Here is a 20,760-nt window from a genome sequence, read left to right on the forward strand (position 1 = left end):
CTACTCCGCTTCGCTAACTGCGATGAGTTCATCACCGTCGCTGACAAGATCACCGGCGGCAAAGAATATATCTGTGACTTCGCCATCGTGGCCAGCGCGTATGGTGTACTCCATTTTCATGGCTTCCATAATGACAAGCGCTTGATCTTTTTCTACGGTATCACCTTTAGTCACCAGGACTTCCATAATAGTGCCGTTCATCGGCGCAACGTGTCCGCCATGCGCTGTATCATCAGAAAGGGTATCAGCGACACGGTGACGATGGAAAGTGACAGGGCCATTGTCGGTAAAGACAGTAATTTGTTGGTCGTCGGCACTGACATAGCGCGAATAACGCATGTCACCCGCCGTTAAGGTCAGTTTGTCATCGGTCAGAGATACTTGCCAATGAATACTCTCTTCATCGATGTGTTGAGTAAACTCACCCTTTCCAGTCTCAACCAGCGCAATGGTGTAATGGTCATCATTGAATTGCAACGGAATGCTGTGCGTAGCTGCTGAATTCACTCTAAATGCGTTACCACTTTGCCACGGAGAGCTGCCACGTTGCTGTTGGCGTTGAATAATATCGAACAGCGCAGCTTCCGTCGCAATTTGCTGATAATTCACTGAGCTGTCAGGTGCCAGGGCGTCCTGGTGCTGCTGAATAAACTCAGTGGTCAAATTCGTATTCACAAACTCCGGGTGCGATGCTAAACGGTGCAAGAAGTCGACATTGGTTGTCAGCCCTGTTAACCGGTATTCGCGCAATGCTTTTTGCAGACGAAGTAGAGCGCGGCTTCTGTCGGTATCCCAGACAATTAGCTTGGCAATCATGGGATCGTAGAAAGCAGAAATTTCATCGCCTTCTTCAATGCCGGTATCGATACGTACACCGTTTATTTCAGCGGGTGTGCGCAAATGGTTGATGGTGCCGGTGCACGGTAAGAAGTCGTTGTCTGGATCTTCCGCGTAAATACGTGCTTCGAACGCATGGCCGTTAACCTGAATATCGTTTTGAGCAAGCGGTAACGGTTGACCTGAAGCGACCAATAACTGCCATTCTACTAAGTCTTGCCCAGTGATCATTTCTGTAACAGGGTGTTCAACCTGAAGCCGGGTATTCATTTCCATAAAGTAGAATTCGCCGCTTTGATCAAACAAGAACTCCACGGTGCCGGCGCCAACATAATCAATCGCCTGAGCCGCACGAATGGCAGCTTCGCCCATGTCCTTACGAGTCTTTTCCGTAAGCGCAGGTGCCGGTGCCTCTTCAAGTACCTTTTGGTGGCGGCGTTGTACAGAGCAGTCACGCTCAGCCAGATAAACGGCGTTGCCGTGTTCGTCAGTAAACACCTGAATTTCCACGTGGCGTGGATTTCGAATAAAGCGCTCCAACAGTACTTTGTCGTTACCGAAAGAGGATTTGGCTTCGCGCTTAGCTGAGCTTAAGGCTTCGTCAAACTCACCCATGTTTTCGACGACGCGCATGCCTTTACCGCCGCCACCGTATGCGGCTTTCAAAAGCAGTGGAAAGCCTACTTTTTCGGCTTCAGCCTTGAGTGTGTCAGTGTCCTGCTCGCTACCATGATACCCAGGAACTAAGGGCACTCCGGCGTCTTGCATTATGGCTTTGGCGGCGCTTTTCGAGCCCATTGCGGCGATAGAAGCAACCGGAGGCCCAACAAAGATGATGTCATTTGCCTGACATGCGTCAGCAAAGTCTTCGTTTTCTGATAAGAAGCCATAACCGGGGTGTATAGCCTCGGCACCGGTTTGTTTAGCTGCGGCAATAATTTTGTCGCTGCGCAGATAACTTTCTGTGCTAGCGGCAGGGCCAATGTGAACGGCATTGTCAGCTAACTTAACGTGGCGGGCGTTACGGTCGGCATCGGAATAAACGGCGACTGTTCGAATGCCCATTTTCTTTGCCGTTGAAATAATACGGCAAGCGATTTCACCACGGTTCGCAATCAGTAATGTGTTGATCATAATGGGACCTGTGTTTAATTCTTATTGAGCCAGGCAGCAGGGCGTTTTTCTAAAAACGAACTTAAGCCTTCCTGACCTTCATCCGATACGCGAATTTCCGCAATGGCTTTAATAGTATGTTCGCGTACGTCTTTATTAATAGGACGCGAACCAACGTTGCGAATAAGTTCCTTGCAGGCCGTTACGGCTTGAGGACTGTTGGCTAACAGCGCATCGAGTAAATTATTTAGTGGCTCTTCAAAGTCGTCGACAACGTCATTCACTAAGCCGAGTTTCTGTGCTTCGTCAGCGAAAAAGCGCTCTGCTGTGAGCATGTAACGACGAGACTGTCTTTCACCAATAGTGCGGACTACATAAGGGCTAATAACCGCTGGTATGAGTCCAATCTTTACTTCACTCAAGCAAAAGCTGCTGCGTGGTTGCGCCAGTACAATGTCACAACAAGCGGCTAAACCGACGGCACCGCCGAAAGCGGCACCCTGTACTAACGCAATACTTGGCTTGCTGAGCAAATCTAAACGCTCCATTAACAGCCCAAGCTCTCCGGCGTCTTCAACGTTTTGCTGATAGTTTTTATCCGCCATAGAGCGCATCCAGTTTAAGTCTGCGCCGGCAGAAAAGTTTTTGCCTTCAGATCGTAGTACCAGAACGCGAGCCTGTTCACTCTCTTCGACGTCTTTTAACGCCTGAAGCAATTCTGAAATCATGACGTCGTCAAAGGCGTTATGAACCTCGGGACGGTTTAATGTCAGCGTCGCAACACCTTTATCGTCAATATCAAGATTGGTGTACTTTGCCATAATAAATAACCTCCGATTACATGCGGAAGACGCCGAAACGGCTGTCTTCAATCGGTGCATTTAATGAAGCGGCAAGGCTTAGTGCCAGAACTTCGCGCGTTTGTGCCGGGTCGATAATACCGTCGTCCCATAATCGAGCAGACGCATAATACGGATGACCTTGTTTTTCGTACTGCTCAACAATCGGCTTTTTCAGCGCTTGTTCTTTTTCGTCGCTTAAGCTTTCGCCTTTACGCGCTAAATTGTCTTTGGTGACCTGCGCCATAACCCCGGCGGCTTGCTCGCCACCCATAACTGAGATACGGGCATTTGGCCACATGAACATCATGGTTGGATCATAAGCGCGACCACACATGCCGTAGTTACCGGCGCCATAGCTACCACCAATTAAGACGGTAAACTTAGGAACTTTCGCACAGGAAACGGCCATAACCATTTTCGCGCCGTGTTTGGCAATGCCTTCGGCTTCGTACTTTTTACCGACCATAAAGCCGGTAATGTTTTGTAAGAACACCAGTGGAATTTTACGCTGTGCACAAAGCTCAATGAAGTGGGCACCTTTTTGCGCCGACTCGGAGAACAAAATACCGTTATTCGCGACAATACCAACGGGGTAGCCGTCAATGCGGGCAAAACCTGTCACCAGCGTATTACCGTAGTTGGCTTTAAATTCATCAAAGTCAGAATCATCAACAATGCGCGCAATGACTTCGTGAACGTCATAAGGCTTACGCAAATCGGTACCAACAATGCCGTACAGCTCTTTGGCGTCGTAACGCGGTGGCTTTGATGGTTGGCGATCCAGCTGAGTTGGCTCGCCTCGGTTAAGGCGTGCTACCGAGCGGCGTGCTAAAGCTAAAGCATGCTCATCGTTGTGAGCAAAATGGTCGGCAACACCGGAGATGCGAGTGTGCACGTCGGCGCCACCAAGCTCTTCGGCGGAAACTTCTTCACCCGTAGCCGCTTTAACTAGCGGGGGACCGGCTAAGAAAATAGTACCTTGCTCTTTAACAATAACGCTTTCATCCGCCATCGCGGGTACGTACGCACCGCCCGCGGTACAAAGACCCATAACCACTGCAATTTGCGGAATGCCTTTGGCTGACATGTTGGCCTGATTAAAGAAAATACGCCCAAAATGTTCTTTGTCAGGAAATACTTCATCCTGACGGGGCAGGTTAGCGCCGCCAGAGTCAACTAGGTAAATACAAGGTAGGTGACAGCGCTCGGCAATTTCCTGAGCACGCAAATGTTTTTTAACGGTCAGGGGGTAGTAGGTGCCGCCTTTCACGGTGGCATCGTTGGCGATGATCATGCACTCGGTGCCTTCGACCTGACCAATACCAGCAACAACGCCGGCAGAAGGTACATAGTCCTCGTAGCAGTCCCATGCCGCAAACTGACCCACTTCTAAAAATGGCGAGCCAGCGTCCAATAATTTATTAATACGGTCACGAGGCAGTAATTTACCGCGAGATAAGTGGCGCTCCTGATACTTAGGACCACCGCCTTGGTGTATTTGTGCTGCTTTTTCCTGCAAGTCGTCAACCACAACCTGCATCGACTCGTAATTTGCAGTGTACTGCTCATCACGAGTGTTTACTTTACTCGATAAAATTGCCACAGCGCAGCCTCCCGTTATTTGGATTCGCTGAAGATTTCACGACCTATCAGCATGCGGCGAATTTCTGATGTGCCCGCGCCTATTTCGTACAGTTTTGCGTCACGTAACAAACGACCTGTTGGGTACTCATTAATGTAACCGTTACCGCCTAATAATTGAATGGCGTCTAAGGCTAATTGAGTGGCTAACTCAGCGGCGTATAAAATTGCGCCGGCTGCGTCTTTACGAGTGGTTTCACCACGATCGCAAGACTGGGCTACTGCGTAAACGTAAGCGCGAGCTGCATTAGTACGAGTGTACATATCAGCAACTTTACCCTGCACTAATTGGAACTCGCCAATTTCTTTGCCGAACTGCTTACGGTCGTGAATATAAGGGACGCAAGCGTCTAAGCATGCTTGCATAATGCCTAATGGCCCTGCTGCAAGAACTGCGCGCTCGTAGTCCAGACCGCTCATTAGTACAGCGACACCTTCGTTAAGCTCACCCAAAATGTTCTTTTCAGGAACTTCAGCGTTTTCGAATACCAGCTCACAGGTGTTTGAACCGCGCATACCAAGTTTGTCGAGCTTTTGCGCCTGGCTGAACCCAGGGGTGTCTTTTTCAACGATAAACGCAGTAATACCTCGAGAGTTTTTCTCAGGTTCCGTTTTTGCGTAAATGACGAAAACATCGGCATCCGGACCGTTAGTGATCCACATTTTGTTGCCATTCAGAACGTATTTGTCACCTTTTTTCTCAGCACGCAGCTTCATGCTGACAACATCCGAACCGGCGTTAGGTTCGCTCATAGCAAGAGCACCAACATGTTCACCGGTACACAGCTTTGGTAAGTATTTTTTCTTCTGCTCTTCGTTACCATTACGGTGAATTTGGTTCACACAAAGGTTTGAATGTGCACCGTAACTCAGACCTACTGACGCTGAAGCACGGCTAATTTCTTCCATAGCGATAACGTGCTCAAGATAGCCCATACCCGAACCACCGTACTCTTCAGCAACGGTTAAGCCAAGTAGACCCATGTCGCCAAGCTTACGCCATAAATCGCTTGGAAATTCATTTTTCTCGTCAATGTCTGCAGCGCGTGGTGCAATTTCATCACGAGCGAAAGCATTAACTTGCTCACGGATCATGTCGGCCGTTTCGCCGAGGCCAAAATTAAAAGTGGTGTATTGACTAATCATAACGACTCCTGAGAGTGAACTTTGGATGTTGACTGCTGAATGGCTTCAAGTTCGTCCTGGCAACGTTGTTCCAGACCACTGAGTTCCGTCAGCAATACATTAATATCTTCCATTTGTTGTTTGAGTGAGACTTTCTTCTCACTGATAAGCTCAAGTACCTTTTGTAACTGCGCAGCGCTGCTGTTGTCTGCGTCATAAAGCTCAAATAAGCGACGCGTTTCAGCCAAAGAAAAGCCTAAACGTTTGCCCCGTAAAATGAGTTTTAAACGGACTCTGTCTTTATTGGTATAGATGCGCTGCTGGCCCTGTCGCTTTGGTGAAAGCAGGCCTTCGTCCTCGTAAAAGCGGATGCTACGAGTGGTAATGTCAAATTGCTTTGCCAGTTCACCAATACTGTAGGTAATTTTATTGTTCATCGGTACTTGCTTTTTGGTTGCTCTGGGATCTAAGCTTAGAGGAAGTTTACGTTAACGTAAAGTGCATTTGGAGGAAAGATGTCAAGCGATTCCATCGTTATTGTGGCGGCCAACCGCACGCCAATGGGCGGTTTTCAGGGCAGTTTGAGTGATGTGTCAGCACCCAACTTGGGCGCGACAGCGATAAAAGCAGCTCTTAGTAACAGCGGTTTAACTGCCGATGATATTTCAGAAGTTATCATGGGTAATGTATTACCCGCTGGCTTAGGTCAGGCTCCGGCTCGCCAGGCGATGCTATACGCAGATTTACCTCGCTCTACAGGCGCGACTACCATTAACAAGGTGTGTGGCTCGGGCTTGAAAGCGGCAATGATGGCGCACGACTTAATTAAGGCTGGTTCGGCCGATGTCGTTGTTGCAGGTGGCATGGAAAGTATGTCAAACGCACCTTATATGCTACCAAAAGGTCGTAGCGGTTATCGTATGGGGCATGGACAGGTACTTGATCATATGATGCTTGATGGGCTGGAAGACGCTTATGAGCATAAGGCAATGGGCGTTTATGCTCAGGGTACTGCTGATGAATACGGCCTTGGCCGTGAAGCAATGGATGAGTTTGCCATTAATTCATTAACCAAGGCACAGGCAGCTATTAAAGATGGCCTATTTGACGGTGAAATTACGCCGGTGACTTATTCGACTCGCAAAGGCGAAGTCACGGTAGACACTGATGAACAACCTGGTAAAGCGCGCCTGGATAAAATTCCACAGCTTCGCGCAGCTTTCAAAAAAGACGGCACTATTACTGCGGCTAACTCCAGTTCTATTTCCGATGGTGCGGCTGCACTTATTTTAATGCGTGAAAGTGAAGCTAAAGCCAAAGGCCTGCAACCGCTGGCGCGAGTTATGGGCCACACAACACACTCGCAAGCTCCGTCTGAGTTTACTGTTGCTCCTATTGGCGCAATGAACTCTCTGCTTGGCAAGTTAGACTGGACAAAAGACGATGTCGACTTATGGGAAATTAACGAAGCCTTTGCCATGGTCACTATGTTGGCTATTCAGGAAATGAAATTAGACCCAGCTAAAGTCAACGTGCATGGCGGTGCTTGCGCATTAGGGCACCCAATTGGTGCAAGTGGTGCACGCTTATTAGTAACGCTGCTACATGCACTGAAACAAAAAGGCCAGAAGCGCGGTGTCACCTCGCTATGTATTGGTGGTGGCGAAGCCGTCGCTCTGGCAGTGGAAATGATGTAACTGGGCATACGCCTATACGAGTTAGCCGGCGGGCTTCAATTTATGAGCGCGCCCGGCTAACCAAACAGCAAGTACGATAATTAAAGCGCCACTAATAAGTCGGGTATAGTCGAAAGACTGCTCCCAAAATAAGACATTAACTAGAATTCCGGCAGGAATGAGCGCATTGTTCATGGTGGCAAGTTGCCCGGTGTTAACCCATTTGCTGGCCAGATTCCAGCCAAGGTAGCCGAGACCGGAGGCAATAATGCCCAACCAGAGCAAGATACCCCACTGAAGCTTAGTGGTTGGCAATAGGTTAAAGTCGGCGAAAAATAATACGCCAAGCCCGGCAATGACACTGGCGCCAAAGAAAAAGGCGGCAAACTGCTGACTTTGGGCGAGGGTTTTACCTGTGGGTAGACGCTTGTAAGCAACTTGACCTAAGGCAAAGCACGCATTGGCTGCTTGAATTAAAAAGAAGCCAGTGATGAAGTCATCGGACAATGGTTGATAGCGAATAACGGCAGCGCCACCGACAGAGACCGCTGCTGCTACCCACCATAGGAGGGGTAAGTGCTTGCGGTTGAGTATAAGCTCATCAATAAGAGTAATGTAGAGCGGCGTAAAAATAGTGAACAAAAGCACTTCAGCGACGCTCAAATACAAAAATGCGTGATACAAAAATAAATACATGGCGCCAATTTGCACGGCGCCAATAATGGCCAGCTTAGTCAGTTGAGGTAGCTGCCCACTTTTGGGCGATAAATGCCGCCAACGGAACAAGGGTAGAACGGTTAACAGTGCTAAAATCATGCGCACAAAAACAACAATATAACCGTCAACTTGTCCGGCAAGGTAAACGCCAATGAGAGAAAAACTGGCGGCCCAAAGCAAAGTAATCAGAATTAAGAGGGTCACGTTAAAGGCTCACTTAACTAAATTCGTTCATTATGATGTGAACAAAATAACACAACAAGAAGGTGAATTATGTCTAAGAAAGTGCCTCTGTACATAGATGGCGAATTTGTCGCCTCGAAGTCGGAACAGTGGATTCCTGTCACCAATCCAGCGACACAGGAAGTTATCGCCGAAGCGCCCGTTGCCACTCAAAGTGAAATGGAAGCAGCGGTTGAGAGCGCGCGCGAAGCGTTTAAAACCTGGAAAGAAGTACCTGTATCAGAGCGTGCTCGCGTAATGATGCGTTATCAAGCACTGCTTAAAGAGCATCAGGAAGAAATTGCTGAAATCCTGGCTCAGGAAACCGGCAAGACATTTGAAGACGCAAAAGGCGATGTCTGGCGCGGTATTGAAGTGGTTGAACACGCAGCTAATATCCCTTCGTTATTAATGGGCGAAACGGTTGAGAACGTTGCTCGCAAAATTGATTCATACAGCTATACGCAGCCGCTAGGCGTCTGCGCTGGTATTACACCGTTTAACTTCCCGGCAATGATTCCGCTTTGGATGTTCCCGTTGGCAATTGCCTGTGGCAATACCTTTATTCTTAAGCCGTCTGAGCAAGATCCTTTAACACCAACGCGTTTGGTCGAGCTGTTTGAAGAAGCGGGTGCTCCAAAGGGCGTTCTGCAGGTCTTACATGGTAATAAAGAGCAAGTCGACTTCTTGCTCGATCACCCCGATGTCCGTGCATTGTCATTTGTTGGTTCGGTACCTGTTGCTGAATACATTTACCGCCGTGGTACGGAAAACGGTAAGCGCGTTCAGGCGTTTGCGGGTGCGAAAAATCACTGCGTTATTATGCCGGATGCTAACAAACAGCAAGTTATCAATAACTTGGTTGGTTCGTCGGTTGGCGCAGCCGGTCAGCGTTGTATGGCAATTTCTGTCGCCGTGTTTGTTGGCGCTGCGAAAGAGTGGATTCCAGAAGTGGCTGAAGCTATCGCAAAAGTTCGCCCGGGCGCCTGGAATGACGAGAATGCAGCCTACGGTCCTGTCATTAGCCCACAAGCGAAAGAGCGTGTTGAAGCCTTAATTACTCAAGGTGAAAAAGAAGGCGCTAAGCTTTTAGTCGATGGACGCAACTGTGAAGTTGACGGTTTACCAAAAGGTAACTGGGTAGGGCCGACTGTGTTTTCTAGTGTCACACCGGATATGGAAGTGTATAAAACTGAGATTTTTGGTCCGGTTTTATGTACGACAGAAGTCGATAGCCTGGATGACGCGTTAGAGCTGGTTAATAACAACCCATACGGTAACGGTACGTCTATCTTTACTGCCAGCGGTGCGGCTGCTCGTAAATATCAACACGAAGTTGAAGTCGGTCAGGTGGGTATTAACATTCCAATTCCGGTACCTCTGCCATTCTTCTCGTTTACTGGTTGGAAGCGTTCATTCTTCGGTGATCTCCACGCTTATGGTAAGCAAGCGGTGCGTTTTTATAGCGAAACGAAAACTGTGACGGCGCGCTGGTTCGAGAGCGACATTGATGAAGTCGCCGGTCCAAATATGTCGATTAACCTTAGGTAGTAGGGGACAACGATGAACTTTGAACTGACAGAAGATCAACAAGCCTTTGTCGATACGGCAAAGGCGTTTGCTGAAAAAGAGCTGGCGCCGAATGCGGCAAAATGGGATGAAGAACATCATTTCCCAATTGAAGTGTTCCGTAAAGCCGGTGAAATGGGCTTTATGGGCATGTACACGCCGGAAGAAGCTGGCGGCTTCGGAATGAGCCGCTTAGACTCAGCGCTCATTTTTGAGCAACTGGCAGGTGGATGTACAGCAACAACAGCCATGATGACCATTCACAACATGGTCACCTGGATGATTGGCTCGTTCGGCCAACAGTCTGTAATTGACCAGTGGGTACCAGAGTTGGTTACCGGCGAGAAGCTGGGCTCTTACTGCCTGACAGAACCCGGTTCAGGTTCAGACGCTGCCAGCTTACGCACCAGTGCGAAAAAAGATGGTGACGAGTACGTTCTGAACGGCTCTAAAATGTTTATCTCCGGTGCCGGTGAAACTGACGTTCTGGTGGTTATGGCACGCACTGGCGAAGATGGTCCTAAAGGCATTTCTGCCTTTGCTGTACCGGCCGATGCCAAAGGTGTTATTTACGGTAAAGCCGAAGAGAAAATGGGCTGGAACGCCCAGCCAACTCGCTTAGTAACGTTTGAAGACGTTCGTATTCCGGCAGAAAACTTGCTGGGTAAAGAAGGCGAAGGCTTTAAGTTTGCCATGATGGGCTTAGACGGTGGACGCATCAACATCGCCGTTTGCTCTGTCGGTACCGCACAAGCGGCGCTGAATACCGCTAAAGCCTACATGCAGGAACGTACGCAATTTGGTAAGCCGTTGGCAGCTTTTCAGGCACTACAGTTTAAGTTAGCCGATATGGCCACTGAGCTGGTAGCAGCCCGCCAAATGGTGCGTTTGGCAGCCAGTAAAGTTGATAACAACGACGCTGACAAAACCACCTATTGCGCTATGGCGAAGCAGTTTGCGACCGATGTTGGTTTTAAGGTGTGTAACGACGCACTGCAACTGCACGGTGGTTATGGCTACATAAAAGAGTATCCATTAGAGCGCCATGTGCGTGATGTTCGTGTTCACCAGATTCTGGAAGGCACGAACGAAGTCATGCGTATGATTATTGGTCGCCGTATGTTGGCGGATAACGACCGCGAAATCTTGTAAGGAGACTCCATGCAAGACGTTGTACTTTTTGAAGAACTAAACGCCGGTGACAAAGTCATCGGCGTTGCTACATTAAATTCCGAGAAATCGTTGAATGCCTTAAGTTTGGCAATGGCTGAAAAGCTGCTGCCACAGCTCAAGAAATGGGCAGATGACGACAAAGTGGCTTGTGTCTGGTTGCAGGGCTCTGGTGAAAAAGCCTTCTGTGCCGGTGGTGACATTGTCGCTATGTACAAAGCTATGCAGGCCGAGCCAGGCAAGTTAGTGGAAGAGGTTGAAAACTTCTTTACTCAGGAATACAAGCTGGACTATCTCATTCAGACCTACCCGAAGCCTTTCATTTGCTGGGGTGACGGCATAGTGATGGGCGGCGGTATGGGTTTAATGAATGGAGCCAGCCACCGTATTGTGACCGAGCGATCTTTACTGGCCATGCCGGAAGTTACTATAGGTTTGTACCCAGACGTTGGCGCGACTTACTTCCTGAACCGTATGCCGGAAGGTTGTGGGTTATTCCTCGGAATTACCGGCGCAACCATCAATGCCAATGATGCGCTTTATTTGAACTTGGCCGATCACTTCGTTGGTCATGAGAGTAAAGACGTTATACTGACTCGTCTCAAAGAGACTGAGTGGGGCAATACAGCCGCGCTTAATAAACAAAAAGTGACTGACTTACTGAGCGCAGTAGCGAGTGACGACACAACGGCACTGCCAGCGCCTCAGGTAGAACCGCATCAGTCTCTTATTTCTGAGCTCACAGCAGGTAATGACATTGGTGACATTGCTGAGCGCATTGTTAACGATGAAACTGATGACAAATGGTTAAGCCGGGCACGGAAAAACCTGGCGAACGGTTGCCCGTTCACCTCTCATTTGGTTTGGAACCAGTTACAGCAAGGCTCTGACCTGTCGTTAGCTGACTGTTTCCGGTTAGAGTTGACACTGTCGTGTAACTGCGCGGTTCGCGGTGATTTTGCTGAAGGCATTCGAGCTTTGCTGATTGATAAAGATAAAAATCCACAATGGCAGCACCGTTCAGTGGCGGACGTACCCGCAGAAGAGGTTGATGCATTCTTTTTACCTCCGTGGGGTGACAGAACGCATCCGCTGGCCGATCTCGATAAATAAAACGAATGAACAAGAAGGAGTGCCGACATGGCAACCGTAGGATTTATTGGACTGGGTAACATGGGTGGCCCAATGGCCAGCAACCTGGCTAAAGCAGGGCACAAAGTTAAAGCGTTCGACTTGTCAGAAGAGGCGCTAAAAGCCGTTGTCGCAGATGGTGCGCAAGCCGCGAAAACCGCCGAAGAAGCTATTGATGGCGCTGAGTTTGTGGTTTCAATGTTACCGGCAGACCGTCACGTTAAAGGTGTTTATTTAGGTGACAACGGACTTATTAACAAACTGTCTAAAGACCAATTAGTTATCGATTGCAGCACCATTTCTTCAGATACAGCGATGTTTGTGGGTGAAGAACTTGAGAAAGCGGGTATCGCTTTCATTGATGCACCAGTGTCTGGTGGCGTGGGTGGCGCGAAAGCCGGTACCTTAACCTTTATTTGCGGTGGTACTGAAAGCAATGTAGACCGTGCACGCACTGTATTGAACGACATGGGCAAAAATGTGTTCCGTGCAGGCGATGTCGGAGCCGGGCAAATTGCTAAAATTTGTAACAACATGCTGCTTTCTGTATTGATGGTTGGCACGTCAGAAGCTCTGCAATTGGGCAAGGCAAATGGTCTTGACCCGAAAATTTTATCCGAAATAATGCTGGCAAGTTCAGGTCGTAACTGGACGCTGGAAGTGTATAACCCATGCCCAGGGGTTATGGAAAACGTACCTTCCAGTAACGATTATCAAGGTGGCTTTTTGGTTGACCTAATGGCGAAGGATTTAGGCTTAGCCCAGCAAACGGCCCTGGAAAGTGGTGCCGCGACGCCAATGGGCTCGCTGACGCGTAATCTATACCACAGTTGGTCTGAACAAGGCCATGGTCGTCAGGACTTTTCCAGTATCTTTAACTATGTGGCGCCTAAGTCACAGAAGTAACTTAAGAATTGAGGAAACACATGCAAATTAAAGACAGTGTGATTGTAATTACCGGTGGCGCTCAGGGGCTGGGCCTTGCAATGGCAGAAGACTTTGCCAAGCAGGGCGCTCAGTTAGCGCTTATCGACATTAACGGTGACGTGTTAGGTGACGCTCAAGAACAGTGCGAAAAACTAGGCGCAGCCAAGGTTATTGGCTATGAAGTCGATATTACTGACGAAGAGTCAGTAGAAACCGTGTTTGAGCAAATTCAGCAGGAATTTAACGGCATTGATGTATTAGTCAATAATGCCGGCTTACTGCGCGACGGTTTATTGATTAAATACAAAGACGGTGAACTGAAACAAAAAATGCCTTTGCAACAGTTCCAGTCTGTATTAGACGTTAACCTAACCGGTACCTTCCTGTGTGGTCGTGAGGCGGCAGCACAAATGGTGAAAGCCGGTAAAAAGGGCGTCATTATTAATATTTCTAGTGTAGCTCGTGCTGGCAACATGGGTCAGACCAACTATTCCGCAACGAAAGCCGGTGTAGTTGCAATGACAGTAACCTGGGCGCGGGAGCTTGGTCGTTATGGCATTCGCTGTGGAGCTATTGCCCCTGGCTTTATTGAAACGCCAATGACAGCTCAAATGAAACCCGAAGCGGTCGAGCGTGCGTTGTCTATGGTGCCGTTGAAGCGCTGGGGACAGCCCAATGAAATTGCCCACAGCGCACGTTACATTATTGAAAATGACTTTTTCAGCGGTCGAGTCGTCGAAATTGACGGTGGCGTACGACTGTAAGTCGCATTAGATAAAGTAATGTAAATAGCCGAATGAAGGGCGTCTCTGTTATAGTAGTGAGTAACTAAAAAACAGAGACGCTTTTTTGTATCGGCATGCGCAAATTACCTCCCTTAAATGCACTAAAATCTTTTGAAGTGGCCGCACGCCACCTTAGCTTCACCAAAGCAGCCGAAGAGCTGTTTGTTACCCAAGCGGCAGTGAGTCATCAGGTTAAAGCGTTAGAAGACTTCCTCGAACTTAAGCTGTTTATTCGTCGAAACCGTTCGTTATTGCTGACTGAAGAAGGTCAGGAGTACTATTTAGAGCTTCGGGAAATTTTTGAACAGTTGGCGCAAGCGACCGACAAATTGCGATTGGTATCAGAGCGCGGAGCTCTGACTGTATCGGTGCCTCCTAGTTTCGCCATTTTATGGTTTGTACCGCGGCTAAGCAGCTTTCGCGAAGCACACCCAGACATGGATATTCGTATAAAAGCAGTTGATGAAATTAGCGGTTCACTGACTGATGATGTCGACGTAGCCATTTATTACGGTGACGGTCGCTGGCCCGGAGTCAAGTCCTATCAGCTTCATGAAGAATACTTATGGCCAGTGTGTTCGCCTTTATTGTTGAATAAAGCCGACATAACAGAGCCGGCAGATTTATTTAAACAAACACTGTTACATGATGAAACGCGTAATGCCTGGAAAGACTGGTTTCAGTTAGTTGGTTTGCCACAATATAAAGGCGATAACGGCCCGGTGTTCAGTCACTCGAGCCTGGCGCTGCAAGCAGCGGTGCATGGTCAAGGGGTGGCCTTAGCCAATAACGTGTTAGTAAAGCCTGAAATTGACAGTGGTCATTTGGTGAGAATATTTCCCCAAGCGTTGCAGCGGAATAAAGCCTTTTATTTGGTTTGTCGTGACAACCAGGCCGAAATCGGTAAAATCGCGACCTTTCGGCAATGGCTGCTGGACATAGTGCAGCAGGAAGAACGGGAATTTAAAGAGTGATGCGTTATCAGCGGCAACACCCAGAGGGTGCGATGAGAGTTGTATTTTTTCATGGCTCTGGTGGAGGTCCCGACACTGCGTTTATGAATTATTTTGCTGAGCAATGTGTGGCCTTTGGCGCTGAAGTGGTTCGCCCGGACTTTCCGTACTGGGAGAAAGTAAGAGAAACCGGTAAGCCCAGGCCACCCAACAGAATGCCAACCCTTGTTGAGGCAGTCGAGTCTCTACTGCAAGACCTGCAGCAGGACAACAAACCGTTGGTTTTAATGGGGAAGTCGCTGGGCAGCCGAGTGATGTTGCGCGTGGCGGACAAGTTCAATGCTCAAGCGTCTATTGCATTAGGTTTTCCGTTCCACCCTCCGCAAAAACCAGAAAACTCGCGGTTGGATGAGTTAGCAATGAGCCGAGCTCCGGGGCTTATTTTACAGGGAACTCGAGACCCCTTTAGTAAACCGTTAATGAAGAAGAAAGAGCAGGGTGAGTGTGTAACTTTACCTGACAACTGGTCATTGCGTTGGCTGGAAGGGGCTGATCACGGCTTTGAAGCAACTAAAGCAAAATCGGCAGACACGCCCGTTATTTGGCAGCAAGCGGCTACGGCAATTAAGGAGTTTATTTAGTGAGTCAGTTATTTTTAATCGTTGCGGCATTTTTAGGCGCAACGGGTGTTATGTTAGGCGCCTTTGCTGCGCATGGTCTTAAGTCGAAATTGAGTGAGAGTTTGCTGAGTGCTTTTGAGACCGGTGTAACCTATCAGTTTTACCATACACTAGCGCTACTAGCGTTAGCCTTATGGCTTAAACAGACAACGTCTGGATGGTTTGTGGCAAGCGGTTATTTATGGATAGCCGGTGTCATTTTGTTTTCTGGTAGTCTATACGCATTAGCGCTCACCGGTATTAAGTGGTTTGGGCCCATAACACCCTTAGGTGGTTTGCTATTTATCGCAGGCTGGATAAGCTTGCTTATTGGCGCAATAAAGTTAGGAGCAGTGAGTTAATGAGCGGAATTATTTTATTGTGTCGTGCTGGTTTTGAAGGCGACTGTGCCGCTGAAATTCAGGATAAAGCGACCGAGCTTGGTATTTACGGATACTGCCAGACACAGCCGAATCAGGCTTATGTCACTTATAATTGTCAGGCTGAAGAAGCGGAGCATATTGCCAGAAAGCTTTCGTTGAAAGACTTGGTGTTCGCACGCGAAATGTTCGCTTTGCTTAGCCCAATTAAACTGGCTGGCGTTGAAGACCGAGCCAGTGAGGTGATAAAAGCGTTAAAGCCGCATCAGGAAACCTTCGGCTTGGCCGGCGAGCTCCGGGTGGAAACACCTGATACAAACGAAGCTAATCAGTTATCAAAGTTTTGTCGGAAGTTCAGTGTTCCGCTTCGTCAGGCTTTGCGAAAAGAAGAGTTGTTAAGTAATAAACCGTTGGCAAAGCGTCCTTTACTGCATGTACTCTTTGTTAATTCAGCACATGCCCTGACCGGGTATTCATACAGTTATAACCAGACACCTTATGACGGCGGTATTTTACGTCTAAGAATGCCAAAAGACGGGCCTAGCCGTTCGACGTTGAAGCTCGATGAGGCTTTTCAAGTGTTTGTTCCTGAAAGTGAGCAGGAAAAACGCATACATCCCGGTATGAAGGCCGTCGACTTAGGTGCTGCGCCAGGTGGCTGGACGTATCAGTTAGTGCGTCGGGGTATGATGGTACAGGCTGTTGATAACGGCCCTATGGCTGAGGCGTTAATGGAAACCGGGCAGGTTCAGCATATAAAAGAAGATGGCTTTAAGTTTCGCCCAAAACGCAAAAACATTCACTGGTTAGTTTGTGACATGGTTGAAAAGCCAGCCCGAGTCGGTGAGTTAATGACAAGCTGGTTGCTTGAAGGCGACTGTCAGGAAGCTATTTTTAACCTGAAGTTACCCATGCGTCAGCGCTATGCTGCGGTGAAAGAGTATCTGGAGCAAATAAAAGACCAGCTACAGACACAGGGCACGAAGCCATTCGAAATTCAGGCCAAGCACCTGTATCACGATCGTGAAGAAATAACAGTTCACTTGCGCTGGCTACCGAAGCAGTAATTCTAAAGCAATCCTCAAAGCGGTATGGCTTTCAGTTTATGGCTATACCGCTTTATCCATTTTACCTTCCTGTTTGTAATACGTTCTATCTTAAAGAAATTGACGACATTACGTGTTCTGAAAAGTAGTCCTTCGGCTCTATAATGACTTTCTTTATTTTGTTGTTAGTATATCTTTAACGGTATATACTTTTAAGGGTGTTTTGGAGTCATCATGGATTGGATGATACTCGTCACGGATGAATATGAAAAGTGGTTCTTTTCATTAAGTGATGCTGAACAGGTAGATGTTCAGGCAATGGTTGATGTGCTGGAAATTAAAGGACCGAACCTGGGGCGCCCTCAGGCGGATACTCTAAAAGGTACAAAGTATCTTAAAAACTTGAAAGAGTTGCGGATAAGTCATGCTGGAAGTCCATATAGAGTATTTTATGCATTTGACCCTAAGCGACAGGCCGTCTTGTTATGTGGTGGTCGTAAAAATGGCAGTAAAGATAAGGCCTTTTATCGGAAAATGATTCCTCTTGCTGAGCAGTTATTTTTGGACTATTTGAAAATCGGCAATGATTAATTAGAGGTTAGTTATGGTGAAACCACTTAGCGAAATGAAAAAGCGAATCAAGCCGGAAGTGAAAGCGAAAGCACGAGCTAAGGCTGTGGATGTTATCGCTGAAATGACATTAGCGGAAGTTAGGAAAGCGCGTGGATTGAATCAAACGACCGTAGCAAAAGCTTTGGAGCTTGCTCAGTCAAACATATCGAAAATTGAATCTCGTCCCGATGCAATGCTAAGTACTTTGAAACACTACATTGAGGCTCTAGGAGGGACGTTAGAGTTACATGCTAAATTTCCCGACGGGCAGGACGTAGAAATAACTCAATTCAAATAAGAAGCAGGCTTTCACCGGGAAAGCCTGCTGTAAACTGATTACAGACGGTCAATAACCGCTTGTGTAAAGTCTGTTGTGCCGTGCGAACCACCGAGATCGCGGGTGGTGCGATCACCGGACTCAATAACGTCCGCCAGAGCTTTGGTGATTTTTTCAGCTTTGTCGGCCATGCCTAAGTATTCCAGCATTTGAATAGAAGCCAGAATAACAGAGCTTGGGTTAGCCAGATTTTTACCCGCAATGTCTGGTGCAGAGCCGTGAACCGCTTCAAAAATAGCGCAGTCTTTACCAATGTTAGCGCCTGGCGCCATGCCCAAACCACCGACTAAACCTGCGCAAAGGTCAGACAGTATGTCGCCAAACAGGTTGGTAGTGACAATAACGTCGAACTCTTCCGGGTTCATAACCAAGCGCATACACGCCGCATCGACAATCATCTCAGCAGATTCGATATCTGGGTATTCTTCGGCAATTTCGCGAGCTACTTTCAGGAATAAACCAGAAGTGGATTTCAAAATATTGGCTTTATGTACTGCCGTTACTTTTTTACGGCCTTCGCGACGGGCTGTTTCGTAAGCAAAACGCACGATACGCTCAGCACCTTCACGCGTGATTTTGCTCATAGCCTCGGCTTCGTTACCGTCTTCTGAGACTTTCTGACCAAGACCTGAGTACATGCCTTCGGTGTTCTCGCGGATAGTAATGATATCAATATTTTCGTAGCGTGCCTGAGTGCCTTTGAACGACAATACGGGACGCATATTTGCGTATAGCCCGAAGTGCTTGCGAAGGCTGACATTAATCGAGGTAAAGCCTTCGCCAACGGGGGTCGTTAATGGACCTTTTAAAGTAACACCGTTACGAGCGATAGCATCAAGTGTATTCTGTGGCAGAAGCTCGCCAGTTTTTTCTAAAGCGGTTAAACCGGCTTCTACATATTCGTATTCAAAGTCGCAACCTGCTTTGTCGAGAATGGCTGTTGCCGACTTAACAATATCGGGACCAATACCATCGCCTGGAATAACTGTGATTGTCTTGCTCATTTAAAGAGTTCCTTCAAACCGTGTTACAACTAAATACAGGCAGTAATTCTACCACCCCTACAGTTTATGTGACTAGAAAAGCATTATTCACCAAGTGAATAGGTGCTATAAGGGAGAGTGACAATGACTCTCAAACGCTGCTATCTGCTGCACTTTTTGAGCACTCGTTGGTGTTGCGCCTAATGCTTCATAGCAAGAGTCTAGCAGCTTCTGAGCCGAATCGCTTAATTCTGCTTGTGGGTGATACACCTTAACCGCCAGAAAATGGGCAACGTAGAATAGGGCGGTTAACTTTTTGTCAGTTGTTTGTTCTGGATCAAGTAGTAAGTTTGTCTTCTCGGGCAGTTGCCAGCGAGCAACCAACTGACGACTGCGTCTAAAGTCAGCCGGATCTAACGCTGAGCCGACCCAGCTACTGCAATAAAAGTGCTCGATAACCGATACTTTTGGCCATTTAGATGACTTTAATAAATCCGGATGGCGGAACAGGTCGGCACCTGACAATAATGCTAATAGCGGAGCGGGCGTGGGAAGTTTAATACCGCTACTTTGGCTGAGCTTTTCCAGTAAGGTACACAGCAGGTTAATGCGTTGCATGAGCGCTTTATGCAACGGTATGCTATTTAGCGAAAATTGGTGCTGCAAAAAAGCCGTCGCAAGAATGACGGAAGCGCGCTTGGCGCCCAACCATAGATAGGCCTGCTTAATATCCATTTTAGCGGCTTCATCATTGTTGATCCGTTCATTTTCTATGACGGACTGATGCACCGACTCGCTTAAATAGGGCACTTTTCTAATTTGCTGTATCACCGCATTGAGTGAACCAGACGCATTAGCGTATCGATTAATGGCTGTAAGCAATGCTTTCGGTGTTTGCAAAGTAGAGGGTCTGGCCTCAAGTAAAAAGTCCCGATGTTTCACCAATGACTCGAGAATGTCTGAGGCTGTTGGTTCGTTAGTTGGCTGCCACTGCTCTAGCTGCTCTGCACTCACATAAAATGGCGTATGCAGCTTATGAGGAAATGCCAATAAAAACTGACCTTTCTGATAATCCATCAGTAGTGCGGAACGCGACTTTTTAGTGTGCTTAAAGCGTTGGCCCGTGAAATAACGACAAAAGCCGGCGCTTTGCTTCATTAATGGCCAGAACTTGTATCGGAAAACACTGTTTAGTTGAGGTGCGAACTCAACTTCCGGAGGCACACGCTGTTGCTGAACCCGCGATATGAGCGCCACCCAATGCCGATAAAACGCAATATCATGAGAGTTAAAACTCAAGGGCTTCAATGCTTCTAACCAAAGCGCCTGGCGCAGTTGCTTAGAGCGCCAGTAATCCACACTCTCATTAATACAGGCACTCAGACAAGCGGCTGCTAACACCCGCCGGTAATGGGTGTGCAAAGCCAGAGTTTTTCCTAACTTTAATGCGTTAACAGCCTGAGCAAGGAACTCAACGAGCTTATCGTTATTTTCGAAACGGGCCTGAGCGTAGCAGGGAAGTAATTCAGGCCAGCGATACTCTTGAAACTCTTCATCAAGCGACTTCACAAATTGATACAGCTGGCGAATGTCATGCTTGTCCATTAGCCCGTAAGCTTTAGCACAACAGTTAGCGAGCTTGTTCATTGTCGCCTCTGAGTGTTCTGGTAGTCTTGGTAAGAGTCATTACCCCAGGCAATAAGTTCATTATCTTTGAACACCAAAGGGGTGCATTCGTCTTTGGTTGTAATGCCGTCAGAAGTAACATGATGGGTACGGTAAAACAGGACTTGCATGTCGCCTTGCTCAGACGATTTAGCTTCGTTGATATCGGGAGAGCCCAATATTCGAATAACACTGTCTTTCGACATGCCTAAGTCGAGTTGACCAATTTGACGTGCATTATAGGTTTCACGTTCCTGCCATTTAAGATCGGCCGGATCAGCCTGATACAACATCAGGACTAATCCGACAATTGCCAAGTAGCTAACAGCGCCTATGGCTAAAATGACAAAAACCTTGTTCTTCATAACCC

21 protein-coding genes are annotated in these 20,760 nt (G+C 47.8%); 12 read left to right on the top strand and 9 right to left on the bottom strand.

What is annotated here, in order from left to right; translation table 11 throughout:
* Genes B3850_RS09455 through B3850_RS09475 form a run of 5 tightly spaced genes read right to left on the bottom strand, consistent with a single transcriptional unit; the run spans position 1 to position 5,995 of the window.
* A complete protein-coding gene (locus B3850_RS09455) occupies positions 1 to 1,971 on the bottom strand; it encodes an acetyl/propionyl/methylcrotonyl-CoA carboxylase subunit alpha (protein WP_286872947.1) in 1,971 nt (656 codons plus the stop codon).
* A gap of 14 nt (positions 1,972 to 1,985) precedes the next feature.
* Positions 1,986 to 2,771 carry an enoyl-CoA hydratase-related protein gene (locus tag B3850_RS09460; RefSeq protein WP_286911683.1) on the bottom strand — a complete coding sequence of 262 codons (786 nt, stop codon included), beginning with the start codon at positions 2,769 to 2,771 and terminating at the stop codon, positions 1,986 to 1,988.
* Between the two features lie 16 nt (positions 2,772 to 2,787).
* Positions 2,788 to 4,395 carry a carboxyl transferase domain-containing protein gene (locus B3850_RS09465; protein WP_286872953.1) on the bottom strand — a complete coding sequence of 536 codons (1,608 nt, stop codon included), beginning with the start codon at positions 4,393 to 4,395 and terminating at the stop codon, positions 2,788 to 2,790.
* A gap of 14 nt (positions 4,396 to 4,409) precedes the next feature.
* Entirely contained in the window at positions 4,410 to 5,579 is a 1,170-nt protein-coding gene (locus tag B3850_RS09470) for an isovaleryl-CoA dehydrogenase (protein WP_058579346.1), read from the bottom strand.
* Entirely contained in the window at positions 5,576 to 5,995 is a 420-nt protein-coding gene (locus tag B3850_RS09475; RefSeq protein ID WP_053952722.1) for a MerR family transcriptional regulator, read from the bottom strand. Before B3850_RS09475 ends, B3850_RS09470 begins: the two co-directional genes overlap by 4 nt.
* A gap of 78 nt (positions 5,996 to 6,073) precedes the next feature.
* On the opposite strand from B3850_RS09475, the gene B3850_RS09480 reads away from it, so the two are divergent.
* Complete coding sequence (locus B3850_RS09480) at positions 6,074 to 7,255, top strand: acetyl-CoA C-acyltransferase (protein ID WP_286872959.1); 1,182 nt, start codon at positions 6,074 to 6,076, stop codon at positions 7,253 to 7,255.
* A 21-nt stretch (positions 7,256 to 7,276) separates the two neighbouring features.
* On the opposite strand, the gene B3850_RS09485 is transcribed toward B3850_RS09480, so the two are convergent.
* A complete protein-coding gene (locus tag B3850_RS09485) occupies positions 7,277 to 8,155 on the bottom strand; it encodes an EamA family transporter (protein ID WP_286872962.1) in 879 nt (292 codons plus the stop codon).
* 69 nt (positions 8,156 to 8,224) lie between these two features.
* Between B3850_RS09485 and B3850_RS09490 the strand changes: the two genes are divergently transcribed.
* The 11 genes from B3850_RS09490 to B3850_RS09540 all read left to right on the top strand — a co-directional run bounded on the left by B3850_RS09490 (position 8,225) and on the right by B3850_RS09540 (position 17,703).
* The gene (locus tag B3850_RS09490) at positions 8,225 to 9,724 is read left to right on the top strand and encodes a CoA-acylating methylmalonate-semialdehyde dehydrogenase (RefSeq protein WP_053952719.1); all 1,500 of its coding nucleotides are present in this window, start codon (positions 8,225 to 8,227) and stop codon (positions 9,722 to 9,724) included.
* Between the two features lie 12 nt (positions 9,725 to 9,736).
* On the top strand, positions 9,737 to 10,894 hold the full coding sequence (locus B3850_RS09495) for an acyl-CoA dehydrogenase family protein (RefSeq protein WP_286872968.1): 1,158 nt from the start codon (positions 9,737 to 9,739) through the stop codon (positions 10,892 to 10,894).
* 9 nt (positions 10,895 to 10,903) lie between these two features.
* Entirely contained in the window at positions 10,904 to 12,025 is a 1,122-nt protein-coding gene (locus tag B3850_RS09500) for an enoyl-CoA hydratase/isomerase family protein (protein ID WP_286872971.1), read from the top strand.
* Positions 12,026 to 12,052: 27 nt separating this feature from the next.
* A complete protein-coding gene (gene mmsB / locus B3850_RS09505) occupies positions 12,053 to 12,949 on the top strand; it encodes a 3-hydroxyisobutyrate dehydrogenase (RefSeq protein ID WP_058579343.1) in 897 nt (298 codons plus the stop codon).
* A 20-nt stretch (positions 12,950 to 12,969) separates the two neighbouring features.
* Entirely contained in the window at positions 12,970 to 13,734 is a 765-nt protein-coding gene (locus tag B3850_RS09510; RefSeq protein ID WP_053952715.1) for an SDR family oxidoreductase, read from the top strand.
* A gap of 95 nt (positions 13,735 to 13,829) precedes the next feature.
* On the top strand, positions 13,830 to 14,729 hold the full coding sequence (locus B3850_RS09515; protein WP_053952714.1) for a transcriptional regulator GcvA: 900 nt from the start codon (positions 13,830 to 13,832) through the stop codon (positions 14,727 to 14,729).
* Between the two features lie 32 nt (positions 14,730 to 14,761).
* On the top strand, positions 14,762 to 15,349 hold the full coding sequence (locus tag B3850_RS09520) for an alpha/beta fold hydrolase (RefSeq protein ID WP_286872977.1): 588 nt from the start codon (positions 14,762 to 14,764) through the stop codon (positions 15,347 to 15,349).
* Entirely contained in the window at positions 15,349 to 15,729 is a 381-nt protein-coding gene (locus tag B3850_RS09525) for a DUF423 domain-containing protein (RefSeq protein WP_053952712.1), read from the top strand. Before B3850_RS09520 ends, B3850_RS09525 begins: the two co-directional genes overlap by 1 nt.
* Positions 15,729 to 16,814 (top strand): 23S rRNA (cytidine(2498)-2'-O)-methyltransferase RlmM, encoded by a 1,086-nt coding sequence (gene rlmM / locus B3850_RS09530; protein ID WP_058579340.1) that lies wholly within the window; start codon positions 15,729 to 15,731, stop codon positions 16,812 to 16,814. The genes B3850_RS09525 and rlmM overlap by 1 nt, the downstream gene beginning before the upstream one ends.
* Before the next feature lie 213 nt (positions 16,815 to 17,027).
* Entirely contained in the window at positions 17,028 to 17,384 is a 357-nt protein-coding gene (locus tag B3850_RS09535) for a type II toxin-antitoxin system RelE/ParE family toxin (protein WP_286872982.1), read from the top strand.
* Between the two features lie 13 nt (positions 17,385 to 17,397).
* The gene (locus tag B3850_RS09540) at positions 17,398 to 17,703 is read left to right on the top strand and encodes a helix-turn-helix domain-containing protein (protein ID WP_286911684.1); all 306 of its coding nucleotides are present in this window, start codon (positions 17,398 to 17,400) and stop codon (positions 17,701 to 17,703) included.
* A gap of 38 nt (positions 17,704 to 17,741) precedes the next feature.
* Here the strand turns inward: B3850_RS09540 and B3850_RS09545 are convergent, their stop codons facing one another.
* The 3 genes from B3850_RS09545 to B3850_RS09555 all read right to left on the bottom strand — a co-directional run bounded on the left by B3850_RS09545 (position 17,742) and on the right by B3850_RS09555 (position 20,755).
* The gene (locus B3850_RS09545; protein WP_058579339.1) at positions 17,742 to 18,746 is read right to left on the bottom strand and encodes an isocitrate dehydrogenase; all 1,005 of its coding nucleotides are present in this window, start codon (positions 18,744 to 18,746) and stop codon (positions 17,742 to 17,744) included.
* Between the two features lie 105 nt (positions 18,747 to 18,851).
* The gene (locus tag B3850_RS09550; RefSeq protein WP_058579338.1) at positions 18,852 to 20,372 is read right to left on the bottom strand and encodes a hypothetical protein; all 1,521 of its coding nucleotides are present in this window, start codon (positions 20,370 to 20,372) and stop codon (positions 18,852 to 18,854) included.
* A complete protein-coding gene (locus B3850_RS09555; protein ID WP_053952708.1) occupies positions 20,369 to 20,755 on the bottom strand; it encodes a DUF3192 domain-containing protein in 387 nt (128 codons plus the stop codon). Before B3850_RS09555 ends, B3850_RS09550 begins: the two co-directional genes overlap by 4 nt.
* Positions 20,756 to 20,760: the final 5 nt, after the last annotated feature.

The sequence above is a fragment of the Idiomarina sp. UBA4520 genome (assembly GCF_002388365.1).
GTDB lineage: Bacteria > Pseudomonadota > Gammaproteobacteria > Enterobacterales > Alteromonadaceae > Idiomarina > Idiomarina zobellii.

What these genes read in the sequence shown, in the direction of transcription:
- B3850_RS09455 (WP_286872947.1), bottom strand. Translation starts at nt 1,971, where the DNA reads ATGATCAACACATTACTGATTGCGAACCGTGGTGAAATCGCTTGCCGT.
- B3850_RS09460 (WP_286911683.1), bottom strand. Translation starts at nt 2,771, where the DNA reads ATGGCAAAGTACACCAATCTTGATATTGACGATAAAGGTGTTGCGACG.
- B3850_RS09470 (WP_058579346.1), bottom strand. Translation starts at nt 5,579, where the DNA reads ATGATTAGTCAATACACCACTTTTAATTTTGGCCTCGGCGAAACGGCC.
- B3850_RS09475 (WP_053952722.1), bottom strand. Translation starts at nt 5,995, where the DNA reads ATGAACAATAAAATTACCTACAGTATTGGTGAACTGGCAAAGCAATTT.
- B3850_RS09480 (WP_286872959.1), top strand. Translation starts at nt 6,074, where the DNA reads ATGTCAAGCGATTCCATCGTTATTGTGGCGGCCAACCGCACGCCAATG.
- B3850_RS09490 (WP_053952719.1), top strand. Translation starts at nt 8,225, where the DNA reads ATGTCTAAGAAAGTGCCTCTGTACATAGATGGCGAATTTGTCGCCTCG.
- B3850_RS09495 (WP_286872968.1), top strand. Translation starts at nt 9,737, where the DNA reads ATGAACTTTGAACTGACAGAAGATCAACAAGCCTTTGTCGATACGGCA.
- B3850_RS09500 (WP_286872971.1), top strand. Translation starts at nt 10,904, where the DNA reads ATGCAAGACGTTGTACTTTTTGAAGAACTAAACGCCGGTGACAAAGTC.
- mmsB (WP_058579343.1), top strand. Translation starts at nt 12,053, where the DNA reads ATGGCAACCGTAGGATTTATTGGACTGGGTAACATGGGTGGCCCAATG.
- B3850_RS09510 (WP_053952715.1), top strand. Translation starts at nt 12,970, where the DNA reads ATGCAAATTAAAGACAGTGTGATTGTAATTACCGGTGGCGCTCAGGGG.
- B3850_RS09515 (WP_053952714.1), top strand. Translation starts at nt 13,830, where the DNA reads ATGCGCAAATTACCTCCCTTAAATGCACTAAAATCTTTTGAAGTGGCC.
- B3850_RS09520 (WP_286872977.1), top strand. Translation starts at nt 14,762, where the DNA reads ATGAGAGTTGTATTTTTTCATGGCTCTGGTGGAGGTCCCGACACTGCG.
- rlmM (WP_058579340.1), top strand. Translation starts at nt 15,729, where the DNA reads ATGAGCGGAATTATTTTATTGTGTCGTGCTGGTTTTGAAGGCGACTGT.
- B3850_RS09535 (WP_286872982.1), top strand. Translation starts at nt 17,028, where the DNA reads ATGGATTGGATGATACTCGTCACGGATGAATATGAAAAGTGGTTCTTT.
- B3850_RS09540 (WP_286911684.1), top strand. Translation starts at nt 17,398, where the DNA reads ATGGTGAAACCACTTAGCGAAATGAAAAAGCGAATCAAGCCGGAAGTG.
- B3850_RS09545 (WP_058579339.1), bottom strand. Translation starts at nt 18,746, where the DNA reads ATGAGCAAGACAATCACAGTTATTCCAGGCGATGGTATTGGTCCCGAT.
- B3850_RS09550 (WP_058579338.1), bottom strand. Translation starts at nt 20,372, where the DNA reads ATGAACAAGCTCGCTAACTGTTGTGCTAAAGCTTACGGGCTAATGGAC.
- B3850_RS09555 (WP_053952708.1), bottom strand. Translation starts at nt 20,755, where the DNA reads ATGAAGAACAAGGTTTTTGTCATTTTAGCCATAGGCGCTGTTAGCTAC.